We start from the raw sequence: 17,084 nt of genomic DNA on the forward strand, positions 1-17,084 counted from the left end.
AGATGACGACGGGCCTCCCCACCGACTGGTCGCCCATCCCCGACGCGACGTTGCGAGCCACCCGCGAGATCGCACTCGCGAAACTCCGCGACCCACGGACCCCTGAAAAGGTGGCCCGCTACTACGACGTGGCCCGCACGTACGCCGGGGCGTCGTTCACCGCTGGCTACGCCGAGGCGCCCAGCGACATCACGGCTGCGGACCTGCACGCGACCAGCCTGCTCGCCGTGAAGATCCGCCCCCTGCCCACGCGAAGGTTCCTGGACGATGGCCCGCTCAGGACTGCCGTGCTCGACGGGTTGGCGCTGCTACCCGTCGACGCCGCGCTCTCCAGCGCGGACGGTGAGCTCCTCACGAAGATGTTCGCGTTCCATGACGCTGTCCGCGAAGCCATCGGGCCGTACGCCTGGGTCACGACGTCCAAGGTGACGGCCCGCAAGCGACCGAATCTTTTCCCGGTGCGGGACCGAGTGGTTGTGAACGTCTTGCGTCTCGGTGGACCCGACCGGCGCAAGGACTGGCAGGTGTTCCGAGCGCTGATGCAGAACGACGATGTACTGGGCGAACTCGCACGCGTCCGAATCGATGCGGCGAACTACGCTGCGGACAGCGGTATCGACTGCAAGTTCGACGAACCGGAGTTGCGACTGCTCGACGTCGTGCTCTGGATGAACGGGTAGAAGCAGCCCGCCTTCTGTAAGAATTTCGGCGTCATGGCGTTCGAGCGGCGACTCGCGAGTGGCCGCTCGAGCGCACCGAACTCGCCATCACTCAGTTTGCCGGTCCACACGTGTGCACCAGGTCAAATCCCGCGTCATGCTTGTTCGTGTTCTCTAAGCACTCGCGCACCCAAGATCACTGCCTCAGCAGCCGCCCTGAGACGCGCGGCCTGCTGGTGCTCGACCTCATTGTGGTCAACCCTTTCGAGACTGAACCAACAGTTTCGCAATCCCTCGGACGGCTCAGGTCGGCGCCAACCAACGGATCTCAAGCGTTCTGCCAGCACCGAGTCGAACGGCTGCTCGTAGGGCTTGCCGTCGCCGACCTCAACGAACAGGCCCTGGCCCGACACACCCTGCCACTGGATGTAGCCATTCCCGGCTTCGAAACCACCCATGCTGCCTGCCTGAATATCGTTTCGCAAAATCGCAGCGAGTCGCTCGACTTCAACGGTCAGATCGTTCGTATCAGTGGCGTCGGACATTTCCGTTGCGGGCGCCGGATCAACTGGGACTTGCTCGCCCACCAGTGGCTCAGCGATGAGGTCGCGCACAGCTTCGAGCCGCGATCGCACCTGGGCGCCGAGACGCGCAATACCGAACACTGCGGCGGTGCGGCGAAGCAATTCGTCGCCCCGATCGTCGTGAGGCTGCACGGCGGCGCGCATCGCGTTCGCGATCTCTTCGGGAGCGATCTCGTCCAACGTCCGGATACCCGTCGGATCGTAGCGGTAGCCTCGCCACGTGCCTGGGTCGAGGTCCTGCGGCCAGGCAAACGTGCCCAGGGAAGCACCCCTTCGAACCAGTCCAGCCGGGATCAGCCGGATAATGTCGTCCATCCTTGCCGCTCTCACCTTCGCTAGCCCGAATCGACGCGCAACGGTGCGCGCGAGGCGGCCGACCTCGATCGGACCCTCCGACTCGACGACGGCCACAACTTCATCCCGCACCTGTGCCACGGCGCGCCGCTCGGACAGCCTGTCCAAGACCTCGCGCGGGCCCACAGCATCGGTCGACGCCGGAACGAAACTCGTGCCGTCTGAGACTTGCGCGACTTCGCTGACCGGAGCCGGCGCCTCAGCATCCACAACACGGTGAGTCATGGCGGAATACCCGTTCGACCCAGCGTCGGCAGGTGGCTCGACCGGCGCCGTCCGCGCAGGGAGGTGTTCGGGAGCCTCAGGTTCCACCGTGTCCGAGGGGGCTGGTTCACGTGGTTCCACGGCCGCTGCCCGCTCATCGAGTATCTGCTCGGCGCGCTCCATCTCCGACAGAATGCTGGCGACGACCTCATCGCGGTTCTGGAGCCACATGGGCCACCAAATTCTGGCGATAGAGGGCCAACCCATCAGGTCTTCGAGCACGATGACGGGGAGCACGTCGCGATCGGAGACCGTCCAGCGCTGCTTCCAACTCTCACCGTCCAACAACACCGGCAGGAGCGGACGCGTCGGGTTGTCGGGGCGGGCGAGGACGAGGTCGAGCCGGAAGTTGGACAGGCCGACATCTGCCATCACGTGCAGACCCGCATCTCGCAGAGCGTCTGCGATCTCGTCGCGGTGCCGATCTCGGATCGCAGCCCGGTGTTCTGACACGGCTGGCTCTCCGCGCGAGTTCGCTGCCTGCGCGTCGATCAAGAACTCCTTGAGGTCCTTCGGCCCTTGGAAACTGGACCCAGAGACGTCGAGGTCGTTCGATGCGGGATTGAAACTGCAGAACACCACATTCTTGCGGCGTGCTCGAGTCACAGCGACGTTGAGGCGGCGCTCGCCGCCGGCGTTGGACAGCGGGCCAAAGTTCGTCGGGACCTTGCCGTTCGACTGCTTGGAGAACGCGATCGAGAAGATCACGACATCCCGTTCATCGCCCTGCACTTGTTCCAGGGCCTTCACGAACAGGGCTTCTCCTCGTCCCATGACCGACTCGTCGAGGGCTTCGAGCACGCGCGCGTCCCCGGTGTCCTCGAGGAGGTCCTGAATGAGTTGACGCTGCTGCTCGTTGAACGTGACGATCCCGATCGAGGGAAGTGCCGACGAGCTGTTCACCAACTCCCGGACGTAGTCGACAATCTCGACGGCCTCGTAGGGGTTGGTGTTAATTGTTGCCGTGATCGTGTCGGTCAGCCTGACCTTCTCGGCTCGGGCACGCAGGTACAAGCCCGACTCGAGCCCGCCGGGCCCACGGACGCGTCGGAACTCCAATCCGGTCTCGGCCGACAACAACGAGGGGGTCGGAAAGCTGCTGAGGTCGCCGCCGTAGTAGTGCCGATTGCTGAAGGCGATCAGTGCCTCGTCCTGGCTGCGGTAGTGCCAACTGAGTGTCAGGGTCGGTACCCGAGCGAGTTCGCACTCGCTCAGGATCGACTCCTGATCCTCCACGATCTCGTCCGCGTCGGGATCGCCGACCTCCTCGTCGTCCACGGACGCTCCACCGACACGTCGGGAGGGTGGCATCTGCTTGCTGTCGCCAACCACGATGGCGGCACGCGCACGTCCAAGGGCTCCCACTGCTTCCGGCACGGTGATCTGAGACGCCTCGTCGAAGATTACGACGTCGAAGTCCATGACGCGAGGGCGGATGAGGTCGACGACTGAGGACGGGCTGCCTAACACCAGAGGCGTGAGTTCCTGGACCGCTTCGCCGTGCTTGCTCAGGAGCGCACGAGTGCCGAGCTTGCGGTTGGTCTTCTCGAGTTCCCGCGCCAATGCTCCAGTCCGGGAGCCACGTCCATCTCCGCCACGACGAGACAGAAGTCGGGCGGGTCCGTCGGTCGTCCACTGCGTGCGGAGTTGGTCTTGGGCCGCGGCGTAGGAGTTGACGCGCCGATCGTGAGCAAGCGCGTCGAAGCGGTCGAGCCCCTTCGAGGACATCCGCTCGTGCAAGGAGGCCTGTGCCACGCCACGCGCCAGTGCCTCTTCAGCGCTGTCCGCAGGCAGCGCCCCCTCCAGAAGGCGCGCCCGTTCAGCGTGCAGGTCCGCGGCGCGCATCGGTTCCACTTTGCGCACGAGCGAGCACCAACGCTGCAGTGGCACAAGGCGTTCGAAGTCAACTGCCTGCCGCCATGCGTCAGCCGATCGGGCGGTTGCCTCGATGAGCGAAAGGTCACCGCGCCAGGCCGTCAGGTCATCGTCCTCGACGGCGAGGTGTGCGCACACGCTCCGCCACGCCCGCGAGAAGGCGGCAAGGGCTTCTGTTTGCCCGGCCAGGTGCCCGTCTAGAGCGAGCCCTACTACCCGTCGTGTCCACTCGTCACCGGATCGCAGGGCTCGGGTCGCGCCCATCAATTGTTCGAACCTCCCGCGTGCTGGACTCAGCGCCCCGGGAACGAACGGGTTGGCTGGGACTACACCTGCACCTGCGAGCCCTGGCACGTATGCGATGGTCGAACGCACTTCCTCGCTTACTCGCTGGACAGCAAGGAGATCGTGCAGGACAGCGCTGGCGTTGCTGGGGTCTAGCGGTGCCGTCGGCGGGGCCCATGGCGCAACCGAAGCGATGGCTGCCACCTGGCGCCGCTTGCGGCCGATCAGTCCCGAAGAAGTCGCTGTTTCGAACTGGGCCGCGATGCCGGCCAGGTCCTGTTGGAGGACTTCCGGAGGGAAGCCACGCAATCGCGGCGCCCACTCCTGGACCGTCCTCTCACACCCACTCACGCTCAATGCGGCTCGTTCCGGCCAGTCGGCTGCCAGGACCGCCTTCAGTTCCTCACCCACCGGCAGGGATGGTGCAGCGGCGGAGGCAAGGGCATCGAGCTGCCTCGGGTGGGTAGCAGCCGCGAGCGCATCGCTGAGCGGCCCGCTGAGAGCGCGCGCTCGTTCGTTGCTGTCGAGAATTGACCGCAGGTCCTCGCTCACAGCCTCGACGTCGAACGGGTCTCCGCGCCCAACTCCCGCGAACCGCCATGGATGGTCCGGACGCACCCCCGCCGGCACGGTCCAGCGCTGCAGGTCTTCGATCGCTTCCCGTAGCGCGTCGATGCGCTCTGGCTCGTGGGCGACGGTCGAGGGCCGCAAGGGCAGGCGAGGCCCGTCCCCGAGGACGAGCAGTTCATCGTGTGCGCCGTACGCCGAGAGACCGGCCGCGTTCTTCTCGTGGAGCTGTTGCGGGTATTGCATCAACTCGAAGCGCGCGTTCTTAAGTTGCCGCTGGGCGCTCTGCATAGCGAGCGCGTCTGGGTTGACAGCTGCGGTGAGTGCCGCCTTCAACTGCGATCGGACTGCGTTCGCGTTGGAGCCCTCGTGGTGCAGGTTGAGGGAGAAGGGGGCAAGGCCGATGGACTCCAGCCGACGTTGCACCACGGAGAGCGCTGTGGCCTTCTCGGCGACGAACAACACCCGTAGCCCCGACAGCAGGCACTCCGCCACCATGTTCGTGATCGTTTGTGACTTACCGGTACCCGGTGGCCCCTGCAGGACGAACGTCCGACCCTCTCGCGCCCAGGCCACGGCGCGCTTCTGAGTAGAGTCCGCCGGAATCGGCGTCTCGAGCTTCTCAAGCTCCTCTTCGATCGTATTCTGCGGGGCTGAAGTCTCGGACGGGGCGGCTGGATCCTCGAACGCTTCCGTGGGGGTGTGCACCAGATGCTGCACGAGGGGTCGTTCGAAGTAGTGCTCGGCGTTCGCGTTGAGGTCCTGCCACATCCGGAACGCAGCCAGGTCGAGCGTGGCGAGCTTGGCTTCGCCGACTACCTCGAGATCGAGGCCACGTTCGGCGATAGCCGTGCGCACCTCCGCCAGTACTCCGTCGACGTCGACGCCGGCGCGGTCGGCCTGCGGTTCTGCGAGTCCTTGGATGACCAAGCCGTGTTCGCGACGCAACCACTCGATGAGAGCGGCGTTGGGCGTCGTCTGCTGCGTGGCGTCGAGCGAGAGAACAATCTCCTGGCGTCCGCGCGCCACGGCGATGTTGACCGGAACGAGAATCATGGGCGCTTCGGCATAGGCGTCAGGCTTGTGCCGCCATCGCAGGAGCCCGAGGCAGAGGAAGAGCGGATTCATGCCGCGCTCCTCACGTGCTGTCTTCGCCCGGTGGGCCATCGAGCGAATCTCGCGGACAAAACTGGCATGGCTCGCGGGGTCGATCCTTCCCTTCACTGTTTTCGATCGTTGAACGTAGAGTTGCCGGTCCTTCATCCGGTCAAGCAGATCCTCGGAACTCTCGGAGCCGTGGGCCCGCAGGAGTTCGAGCGCGTTGCGGACATCTCTGGCGTGCCAGAGCTCCGGAACGTCCCACCCGCTACGAAGGGAGAACGCCACGTCTTGATGGAGCCGATCCTCCAGCGTGCCGAGGCCTTCCTCGGGAATGACGATCGGTTGGACGCGAGCGCTCGTGCCCAAGTTGAGCAGAGCGTTGGTGGCGTTCAGGCTGAAGAGCGAGGACTTCCATGTGCGATACCTCGCGGGGTGGCTGTCGATGCGCCGTTCGCCTGACAGCTGCTGATCCGATTCGGTCTCGACTCGGAGGACGCCGTCGGCCTCGCCCGGCCGATATTCGATGATCTCGGTGACACCGTCGGAGCGATGCGTAACCGCTGGCAGTGGCGAAACGCCGTCCTTTCTCGCGGCAACGACGTCGATCAAGGAAACGAACGTGTCGGGAAGAGCCTCGGCGAGATTGTTGCGAGCAACCACGCCCGCACGTTCCGCTGAAATATCAGTTCCCACAGTCAAGGCGGTCGTCTCGATGACCCCGAGCCAGCCGCCATCAATGAGTCGGCCGACCTGGCTCGAGTCTTCGATCACCGGAGTGTTCGGGTACCACTCTGCGACCGGGCCAGCGGACGCGAAGGGATCGCGCCGCCAATAGCCGATGAAGATGTGCCCGTGCACGAGCACAAGGACCGGGTGAAGTCCCACTTGCTCGATCACAGCGGCCATGAGGACAGTGGTGTCCATACACGTACCAAGACCACCCCTGGCGACGTCGCCATGGTCCCTGATGCGTTGGCCAGACGACCGATAGTCCCACTCGGGAGGGGGCTCAGAGTAGGCGATCTGCCGCTCCGCGAGAGTGCGGTAGATCGCGTACACCGTCGCATCGACACGCGCCTGCGCCTTACCGGGGTCAGGACTCTGGAAGGCGTGGAAGCCCGGATCGCCCGTCTCCTTACCGAGTCGAACCGCCACCTCGCGCGCGACGACGGCAACCTCCGGATGATTGGGGCGCACAAAAGATGCGAGCAATGCCCTCGCTAGCGTGTCGGACGATCTACCGGGCCGCGGATCGCCGTCCCAGAACCACAGGTCGCGTGGTTGCACGTCAATGGCAGTGTGATGCCGTGCCAACACCCGCCCACTGGCCGCATCCTCGAGGACGAAGTGACACTCTGCAGTGGCTCGCTCCCCAATCTGCGACATGACTCGGGGCGACAACGGAATATGAACGCTCGACCACGCCTCGCGGCCACTATCCAGCGGCCCATCGAAGAGGGTCCGATCACCGAAGACCACGTCGGCGTCTCGGACGCTAATGGTCAAGCGGGCGTGATCGAGCGGCTCCGACACATCGGCAGTGATCTCACTGATCTGCGATATCTTGGCGGCCGAAGAAGCCCACGACCACGAATCACTCACCACCGCGCTGAGATGCGCTGCGATCGTCGTAGCGTCTAGTGGTTCCAGCCCTTCGTCGGGCGCGCTCGATGCTTGTGGTTGCCCTTCCCAGTACTCAAGGGCACCTCGCATGAGCTCGAGGGTCTGGGCACGATCGGCGTCCGTGGAAAGCGACGCGACATCCACAACAATCTCCGCCTCGCCTTCCACCCAGGAAGCACGAACGTCGCGCACAAAGGGAAGGTCCCTGGTCACCGCGTCACCCACGAACGGCACGATGCGCAACTCAGTTCCCTCTGCAACGGCGAAGCCAGTCGTTCGCTCCGCCACCTTGACTGCCACCTTGGCCCCAGGCTCCTCAGGAGCAATCTCCGCCCTAGCACCGACCGCTGCCTCGAATGCCTCAAGGACTTGCTGACCAGCCGGGTGGAGGCCCAACGCCAAGTCGTCGGGGCCAAGATCGTCGTTCATTGATGTCTCCTCGTCAGGACGGCGAGCCAGATCACCACTGCGGCCGCGTCCCGCCCATGATGACAGTCGCCTCCGACACGTCCGTCACCCGGCGGGTAGCAGGTCGCTGCGCTCGCCTCGCCACATCACCACCAACTCGTCACGCGCTCTAGTCGCGGCCACGTAGAGCAGCGACCGGTCCCGAAGGAGTGCGTCCGCGCGATCCTGCTCAGGCAGTCCTTCGGAGTACGTTGCCGATGGCTCCGAACCAGCCTCAATACCGAACAGCACCGCACGAGAGAACTCCATCCCCTTCGAGCGATGCATGGTCATCACCGAGACCTTCCCCGGCGCGAGGTCCGCGTTCGAAGCGATAAACCGCGCTTCGATCCCACGCTCGGCCAAGGCCCGCTGCACCGACTCCCCCACTCCCTTGCCGTACACCAGTACACCGATGGTCTCCGGGGAATCCACCACCTCTAGCCACTCTGCCAACACCTGAGCGAGCCGCTCGTACTCCTCGACGAGCCCCTCCGTCGCAACGAGCTCAGGCTCCGGGCCGCGTCGGGCTGCCCGGTATCCGGCCGCTCCCGCCGGTTCCGCATCGAGGTCCATGAACGCCGAGTCATCCCCGAGCACCTGCACCGCGAACTGCAGATTCTGGTGCGTCGTCCGGTAGTTCAACGTCAAGCGGCGCGACCGTCCCCGGATATTGATTCCGTACTTCGACAGCACAATCTTTTGACCGTAGATCCGCTGGTGGGAGTCCTCCGCCAAGAAGAGGTCATTCGGCCCGGCCTCAGCCAGCGCTCGCATCAACAGCAGTCGCGACGGTGTCAGGTCCTGCGCCTCGTCCACAAGGACGTGGTCGGCCACCCGCTGCGCCCCGCCTTGGTTGAGGTAGGACACGGCGATCATCGCCTTTTCGTCAAAGTCGGCGCTGCCGACCGCCGCTGACGAGGCACGGTAAGCCTCGAACACCGACCACACGGCGTTGCGCCGTGCCCGATCCAGCGGGACCTTCCGCCCCGGGCGGCGCACTCGCAGGTACTCGCCACGTTCGCGGATACGGTTCGGCAGCACGACCGTGTTGTACTCGGCCTCCAGGAAAGTGACACTGCGCAACTCGGTCGGCAGGGCCTCCCCCATGCCGGAGACAGCCTCGTGCCATCGCGTCGAGGGCGTCACCTCCTGCACCTTGACCGTCCTGGGCCCGAGCACGGAGGCAACGGCACCCTCGGACCCCTCCCTCCCGCCCAGGGCGTCACCGGCCTCACGAACCAACTGGTATGCGATCTGATCGACCCCGGCAACGAAGATGCCCGGCTGTCCGAGTCGATCCGCCATCGGGAGCGAAGCATCCAGCAACTGCAGTTGGGAACGCAGCGCCTCAGCCAAGGTCCGGTTGTAGGTCGTCAGCACGATCCGGGCGTTCGGGTTCTGCCGAGCGAGGTGCCGCGCACGATGCAGCAGGACGACGGTCTTGCCGGTCCCGGCCCCTCCGGAGAGTCGGAAGGATCCATTTCGTGACTTCTCGGCGTACTGGCGTTGCTCCGGGTGGAGAAACACCCGCCAGGCCGCGAAGTCATCGCTTTCGATCACCTCGCGGAGTTCTTCCTGGTCACCGATGAACGCGAACTCTGCCCGGGCTGCCGGGTGCTGGAGCGCTTCGATGAGCGCCTCACCGGTGTCGTCCTCGGAGATGTCACGCCGCGTGGTACTGATCTGCAGCGACTCCCGCACGCCGTCGATCCCCTTGCCGAACGCCAGGTCCAGCAACGCCAGGCCCTGCCAATTCGGGATCGTCTGCACGAACTCCTCGAGCGTGTCCTCGTCCGCGATCGTCACCACTTGCTCCGCGACCTGGGCGTCGATGCCGAGCTCACGTAGGTCCTCGACGGAGATCCCTTGGGTCTCGAGCAGCGGGTAGGCGGTCGTGTCGATGTCATCCGGCCTCGGCCTCGGCGCCGCTACGGGTGCCACGGGAGCGACCGGCGGGGTCGCAGTGAGCTCAGGAATCCCGTTCAGGGGGTTGATGCGGATGGCGACCGTCTTCGCCACCTCGATCGCCTCATCGTGAGGGTGCACCCCAAGGTAGATGTAACTGTTCGCCGCGTCTCCCACCTTGATCAGCACGGCACGCCAGAAGTCGGAGACACGGCCGGTGCGCGCCCGCGGGTCGACGCTGCCGTTGATGGGCTCCACATGGAGACCGGGCAGCGTGTCGTCGTCCTGCAACTTCTCGAGGAAGTCATAGGCTGCCCGCCTCACCGAACCGTCAAGCCTGATCCTCTGCCTCGGCCCATGAATGATCTGCGGCATCAGCGCCCCCCTCCGTCGGTCAGTACGTCACGCACCCTATCGACGTCCAGTGACACCACCTGCCAGCCCATGCGTTCCAGATCAGCATGCACCGCCGAATCGCCCACGATCGCCACTCGCCTTCCCGGCCAGGAGAGATCGAGTGGAATCAGTTCGTCGCCGGTGTCGACCTCTTCGCCCAGTACCGGTGCCGGGAGACCGCCGGCGTCCAGCGGTGCCAAAGTTCGCAGCAGATCGCGCTCGGCGTCGTCCGCCGCGGCGGAGAAGACAACCTCCCATGCCGGCGACCACCGCAGGTCACCCTGCGGTGCACGCACCGGCACTGCGACCTGCTTGCCGAGGGCGGAGCGCGTTGTGACCACGGACGGTTCCGTTCGGTGGTTGAGCAGGTTGGCGAGATGTAGCCACGTCCGCCATGCCTGGCGGTGATCCGGGCCCAGCACGTCGGCCGCGTCGTCGAGAACGAGCGCGGTCTCGAACGCCATCGCGTTCCCAGGCAGCAGTCGCATTCCGAAAGCCACGGCCCCGCGCCGCCACACGAAGGTCGAGGCACCACCACCCCCGACCGACCCACCATCGAGCGCCTCGAGCGCCACCCGAGCGAGCGGCGTGCTCGCATCACTCGTGCCGCTCTCAGCACGCGGCAGGGTGAACAGCGGGAGCCAGCGAGCGAGTTGCTCTCGGGCCACCACATCCGGGCTCTGCACCCACTGCACCAATTGGTCGAGTGGCCCTCGGCGCGCCAGGTCCACACTCGCGGTCCGCAACCCGTCGCCCGCAGTCTGCAGCACCATGGGGACCGCATCCGGCTCGAACCAAGCCGGTATCTCGCTCGGCCGCTCTGTCTCTGCACCCTCGACGTCCTCCCAGGTGAGGGCGAGCACCTGATACCCGGCCTGCCGAAGGACGTCCCGCTTATGCGCGTCGTCGGCGAGGCGGTTGCGATCTGGGGCTGCGTGGAAACCCCAGCCGTCGGTGAAGATGGCCACGCCGGGGATGTTGGGCCGGTCCGAACTGAGCACGAAGTCGGGCCGTGCGCCGTGCAGGAACTGCTGGGGCTCCAACCGCCACCGCGCTCCCCCGCCGAAGGTGATCTGCCAGGCGTTGCCCACGTCGGTGGGCTGCTCCACCACCGTCGCTCCCAGGGCGTCGAGCCGGGTGCGCAGCACCTGCCGGAACTTCTGCTCGAGCTGGCTCTCCTTGTCCGGTGCCGCCGGTTCCTCCTCGGTGACCGTCCACGACATGGCTTCCGGAACGGCATCGTCGGTCGCCTTCCCGGAGAGCAGGATGGTGCGCAGGTGACGCTCGGCTGCCGCGCGGGAGACGTAGCGGACCTCGTGTACCCCGGCGAACGGCAGCAAGCACCGGTCGCAGGCGAGTTTGTCGTCCTCCTGGCACGTACAGTCCCGCAGGAGGCGCCACGCCGTGTGCAGCATGCCCCAGACGGTTGCCGGGTCAGCGAGCTCGGCGAGATAGCCGGTGCCGCCGGGGACGATATCGTGCAGGAGCAGTGCTTCCAGGGGTGTGCCGTCGGCTGCGGGGTCGACGACGGTCTCCACGGCCAGGTGATCCGGTGCGCCTCCGAGGTGCTCACGCAGCGCGAGCATCAGCGCCGCCCGCAGGCTGGGGACGGCGAACTGGTCGCCGAGAGTGGCGGTGCGCGGCAGCCGCAGCAGCAGCCCTTCGGTGCGCAAGGTGCGCCCGAGCGCGAGTGAGCGGGTGTGCTCACCCTGCTCACGCCGTCGCGGGCACCAGGGCCGGTGCTCGTGCGGACTGTTGCGTCCCGTGGCCGAGTCCTTCTTCCCGCAACTGTCGCAGAGTCGAAACTTGGGTGCGTTCACCTCGCGACCGGCGAAGGTGAAGGCGCTGCCCCGGCTGCTGCGCGGGCCGAGGTTGAGCCAGCGCAGGGTCATGTCGCGGACGTAGTTGGCGCCGAAGTCGTAGTCCTGCACGTACCAGCGCCTGCGCACGTGGTCGGCGGTGTGCTGGGTGGCGAGCACCACCTGGTAGGAGGTGCGGTCGCGTTCGTCGCGGTTGTCGTTGATGGTGGCTTCCTCGCGGCGGATGGCCGAGGAGACTTCCCGTAGTTCCACCACGTCAACGCGTTGACGCAGGTCGGCGATGCCGGGGCTTCCGCAGCGCGCGCAGGCGGTCGCGGTACGGTGTCCGCCGTCGGGGCCGAGGTCGATGCTGTATCCGCAGGCGGGGCAGACGGCCCAGGTGCGCACATCTTCGCCGTCGCGTCCGAGCTCGACGGCGTCGATGTCGATGGCGAGGCCCCGGGCGTAGAAGGTACTGCCAGGGGCGAAGTCGCGCAGGGCCTGGGCTGATGCACGCTCGATGGAGACGGCGTCGCGTTGGTGCTGCTGGGTGTCGGGATCGATCCAGGAGATGGCGACATCGAGCTTCACCGAGTCGTCGAGCAGCGTGTAGTTCGGGAACAGGCCTGCTTCCTCGAGAGCAGAGATCCAGTACTCACCGCGCAGGTCGGCGAGCTGGTGGTTGGTCAGGCGCAGGGCGGCCTCGGCGGTTCGCAACTCGCGCTGGTCGGTCTCGGTGGCGGCCGGGAGGTCAGCCTTCTGCCGAAGCTCGGGCAGGCTGCGTTCGATCTCCTGACGGCGGAACTGCAGGGTCTCGAGGCGGTGTTGCCATTCGCGCGCGGCGGCGTGGCAGCGGGCGGCGATCGCGCTTGTTCCGGGCCCTCCGGTCGGGGTGGCCCACTCCCGCAACGAGGCGACGGCGTCCGTACCGAGGGTAGCGAACGCGCCGAGGAATCGGGCCAGATGGGCCTCGGCATGGGTCTCGGCCTCGTCGATGATCTCACCGAGGTAGGTGCCCGGGTCGCTGCTGCTGAGTGCATGGTCCACGCGGGCGGGGTGGGGGGCATCGGGGCGGCGGGCGAGGACGTCGGCGATGCAGGCGAGGTACTGGCGCCGCAAGATCTCCTCGGCTCCCAGGTAGGTCGCCGGGGGCCGCACTTCTCCGTTGATGGTGCCGAGCGGGTCGGTAAACCGGGGCAGCTGGTCGCCGCGTGCGGTGACGAAGGCGAGGGCGAGGGAGTTGCCGGTGAGGCGGCCGGCCCGGCCCACGCGTTGCACGTAACTGGCCACGGTGCGGGGCAGGGAGGCGAGCACGACGGCGGAGAGGTCACCGATGTCGATGCCCATCTCCAAGGTCGGGGTGGCCACGAGCACGTTGGGCGCGTCCGGTGCGGGCGTGGGGGCCTTGAACTGCTGTTCGTAGGCGAGGCGGGTCTTGTCTGGCAGCAGGCTGGTGTGCTCGCGCGCGATGATGCGCCGGATGTCATGCCCGGCGTACATCTGCCGGTAGAAGTTCTCTCCGTCTCGGTGGCGCACCAGGCGGCCGGTGCAGCGTTGGACGAGGCAGGGGGCGCCGTCCAACTGGTCGACGGTCTCGGGGGCGCCCGGAGTGATGTCGTGGCAGGTGTCGCAGGCTAGGGCGAGACATCCGCTCGTGAGTTCGTCCAACTGTGCGGCGCGCACGACGATGCTTTCGGGCCGCAGGTGATAGGTGGTGGCCTGGCTGTCTGATGCCTCGACCCCGAGGATGCCGCGCTGGTCGAGTCGGGTGAACAGATGGCGCACGAGGGTGGCACCGTCGTGGTTGTCGACGTTGAGGACGGCGCCGGTCCAGGTGGCGTACCAGCCACGTGGGCTACCGAGCGGGTCCATGTCCGAATCCTTGGCCGCGGGCGCTCCCCCGATGCGGGGGTAACCCGGCGCACTGGCGCCAGCGGGAAAGGCCGGCATGCCCTCGTGACGGGGCCGGCCGCCCCAAATGGCCCATCGGTTTCCGTCGGCGCGGCGGAACTTGGTGAACCAGTCATGCTCGATCGCGCCTCGGGTGCGCATCCGTTCGAGCACACCGCGCACCCAGGCGAGTAGGTCCTTCTCCGTGGGAGCGAACGTGTCCAGGGTGCCCGTACCACCGGCCGCATCGATGGCTTCGCGGGCCACCTGAGCAAGGAGTTGGGGTGCCACATCGACATTCGCGACTGCGGTGCCGGTGCGTTCGAGGGTGCGGCCGACGCCGGAACGCAGACCTACCTCGAGCATCACGTCGAGGGTGAGCCGCTTCTCGACGCGGCGTCGCGCGCTCGCACGGGCCGTAGAGGAGGCATGCGGCCTCCAGTACTCGGCGAACTTGTCCCGGTCGGCGAGGTCAGGCGGCAGGATCCGGTACCGGTGGTGAGGGTTGTCACTAGCACCCTCGAGCACGGCGCGGACGAGCTCGGGGATGGTGACTGGCTCGTCGTCGGGTAGGGCGTGTCGGAGAACGGAGCGCAGCGTGAGGCTGTGGGATCGGGCCTGGATGAACCCGGCACGGTGGGCGGCGTCCTGAACCGAGTCAGTGAAGACGAGCGCCTTCTTCTCGCGTTCGTCGAGTCCGTCGGTGCCGAACAGGGCGGAGAGGTTCACCGAGAGCATGGTGGCGATGGCCGAGCCGAGGAACCGGATGCCGTCCTTCTGCAGGCAGGACGGGCACACGTCCTCCTTGGAGTCCTTGCCGGCGTCCTCACCGCGGTGAGTCAGCACGGGTAGCGCCCCACCGGCGTCGAGGATGCTCTTGTCGGGGCGGGCGACGACGAGACGCCGTTCCTCGACGAGGAACCAGGCAAGGTTCGAGACCGTGGCCTCCTCGTCGCGTGCTCGTTGGTCTTCCTCGGGTGCGTGCAGCAGCGAGCGGAAGCGTTCCTCGCCGGCGAGATGGCGCCGTCGGATGTCGGTGTCGTCGGTATCGAGGTCGCTGCCGGTGGGAGCGAGGATCACGCCCCAGCCGGAGCGGTGGCAGTGGCGGCAGTAGATCGCAGGAAGCATGACGCCCGTTCCGGAGCCGGATGCGGCACCGGTGAGGACGCCATCGTCGCTCCAGGCGAACGTGGGGCTGCCGGCGGCCATTCGGTCGAGTCGGGTGAGCTCGCGGGTCCAGAGGTGGGTGTCGACCGAGAGCGCGGCACGCCCGCAGGTAGCCCGCACGTGGCTGAGCGCGGCGAGGTATCGGCTCAGTGCGGCCACCGGGTCGACCTGTGCCTGTTTGCGGTTCTCAGCTTGGCCGCGGGGCACAAGGGCGTGGGCGAGGTCGTGCAGGTCTGCTGCGCTGCGGGTGGCGTCGACGAGGCGTTCAGTGAAGGGATGCGCCTTGACGAGGTCGAGAAGGACCGTAGGTTCGGCATCGGTGAGGTCGACGGTGTTCCCGTCCGGCGTTCGGTACATCGCGGCAAGGACGAGACGCGCCATCTCCTCCGGTGGAACGTCTCGCTTCTCATCCCGATCGGGGTCAAATGCGGTGAGGGTGGTGAACTCCATGGGCGCCCAGCCGCGCTCACCGATGCGGGCGGCGGCATCGCCTGACCATTCCGTGACGCTCAGTCGCGACTCGGTGATGACCGCCTCGGGCGGGAATGCTTCACCGAAGACGGTCTCAGCAAAGTCGCGCATAGTGGAACTGTCACCGTCGCCGAGGGTGGCGGAGGTGGCGACCGGAGTGACGCGTCCAAGGGGCCGTCGGTGGTCCTCCTCGGTGAGGGCAGGACCGTCGTCGGTCCAGTAGGACTTGAGCGTGAGGCCAAGACGGCGCAGCAGCATCGAGACATCGGTGCCCTGGGCGCCGTCGTAGGTGTGGAACTCATCGAGCACCAGGTACTGCAGGCTGGTGGCACTCTGCTGCCAGATCCGGGCGTCGCGGTCCCGGAGCAGGAGTTGGTCGAGCATCTTGTAGTTGGTGAGCAGGATGTCCGGTGCCTGGTCTCGGATCACTTCGCGGGAGGTGATGAGGCCCGCCGCCGAAACTTTGCTGCGCTCGGGGCCTTCCTGGCCGGTGTAGAGCGCTGCGGTGATATCGGCGAGCTCGGCGTGTTCGGCGATCAGGGCGGCCAACCGGCCTGCTTGGTCGTCCGCGAGGGCGTTCATCGGGTAGAGGATGATCGCCTTGGTGCCGCGGATTCCTTGCCTGCGGGCGCGGCGGACGTGGTCGAGGATCGGGTAGAGGAAGGCTTCGGTCTTGCCTGAACCAGTGCCGGTCGTGACCAGTGTCGGTTGTGGGCGCGGTTGGTCCGGAGTGAGACCGAGACTGCTCAGGCGGGCGAACGCGCGGGCTTGGTGACCGTAGGGCGGGAATCCCTCGTACCACTCAAGCGAGTCACGCCACCCATCCTCAGCGGGACGGAACGGCAACCGGAGGCGCACATACGGACCGCGGAACATGCCGTGCTCGCGATCAGTAAGGAAGTCCTCGAGCGCAGCGCGGGTCTCAGGGTCGGCGAGCGAGAATGTCGTACCCAGGTACTCGGACAGCGCTCTGCGCAGTCGCGTCGCCTGGGTGACGGGGATCAGCTCACTCATGGATCCGATCCTGTCAGAGGGCACAGACACTCGTCTGGCCATCTCGGCCCACGGCACCCACAGCGCTACTCGCAATCATTGCCGGGCACAATGACGCCGCGAAGTCGCTCTGCCGTCTCGCTCATCCGGTAGCGCTCCACGATGAGGTCGAGAAATCTCTCCGGGCTGACCGGTGGATTCGTATACCGTGCCAGCATTCTCGTGACGGCCTCCCCGGCGCGTTGCGGGTTCACCGAGACGGTGTGCGCCGCGAAGTCGGCTGGCGTCTGGATCTCGATATGGCGCGGAACCTGTGCGCGAGGAAAGTGCTTCAGGTTCTCGGTGACGATCACGTCGGCCTTGCCGGTGACGGCGGCAGCAAGCACGTGCTCGTCATTGCTGTCCGGCAGGTCGAACGTGCCGTCGAGGGGCTCCCAGTCGCGCACGCAGGCATCGTCGAATGCGGAGGCCATGGTGACGACGAGATGTTCGGCAGCGACCCGAGCCTTCTCCGGGTCGGTGCCTCGTTCTTCACGCTTGATGCGCTCAGCGCGTTCAAGTTCGGTGAGGATTGCTGAGCTCCAGAGCGGCCGGTAGAGATCCTCGACGCTCAGTGAGAGGAGTAGGTCCCGACGCAGACTCGGCCACAGGGTGCACGTGTCGAGCAGCGCCGCAAACATGTCCCGAGTGTGGCATGACCG

Annotated in this window: 5 protein-coding genes; 1 reads left to right on the forward strand and 4 read right to left on the reverse strand. The window is 66.5% G+C overall.

Annotation, left to right across the window (positions count from 1 at the left end; genetic code table 11):
• Window positions 1–2 precede the first annotated feature (2 nt).
• Window positions 3–680: a DUF6308 family protein gene (locus tag LQF12_RS10110; RefSeq protein WP_231052809.1), complete on the forward strand. Its 678-nt coding sequence runs from the start codon at window positions 3–5 to the stop codon at window positions 678–680.
• Window positions 681–814: 134 nt separating this feature from the next.
• On the opposite strand, the gene LQF12_RS10115 is transcribed toward LQF12_RS10110, so the two are convergent.
• The 4 genes from LQF12_RS10115 to LQF12_RS10130 all read right to left on the reverse strand — a co-directional run bounded on the left by LQF12_RS10115 (window position 815) and on the right by LQF12_RS10130 (window position 17,063).
• On the reverse strand, window positions 815–7,741 hold the full coding sequence (locus LQF12_RS10115; RefSeq protein ID WP_231052810.1) for an AAA domain-containing protein: 6,927 nt from the start codon (window positions 7,739–7,741) through the stop codon (window positions 815–817).
• An 84-nt stretch (window positions 7,742–7,825) separates the two neighbouring features.
• A complete protein-coding gene (locus LQF12_RS10120) occupies window positions 7,826–10,042 on the reverse strand; it encodes a UvrD-helicase domain-containing protein (protein WP_231052811.1) in 2,217 nt (738 codons plus the stop codon).
• Window positions 10,042–16,404, reverse strand: coding sequence for a DEAD/DEAH box helicase (locus LQF12_RS10125; RefSeq protein ID WP_231052812.1), 6,363 nt, complete (start codon window positions 16,402–16,404; stop codon window positions 10,042–10,044). The genes LQF12_RS10120 and LQF12_RS10125 overlap by 1 nt, the downstream gene beginning before the upstream one ends.
• Before the next feature lie 65 nt (window positions 16,405–16,469).
• Entirely contained in the window at window positions 16,470–17,063 is a 594-nt protein-coding gene (locus tag LQF12_RS10130) for a PIN domain-containing protein (protein ID WP_231052813.1), read from the reverse strand.
• Between the last annotated feature and the right edge of the window lie 21 nt (window positions 17,064–17,084).

It is taken from the genome of Ruania suaedae (assembly GCF_021049265.1).
Lineage (GTDB): Bacteria > Actinomycetota > Actinomycetes > Actinomycetales > Beutenbergiaceae > Ruania > Ruania suaedae.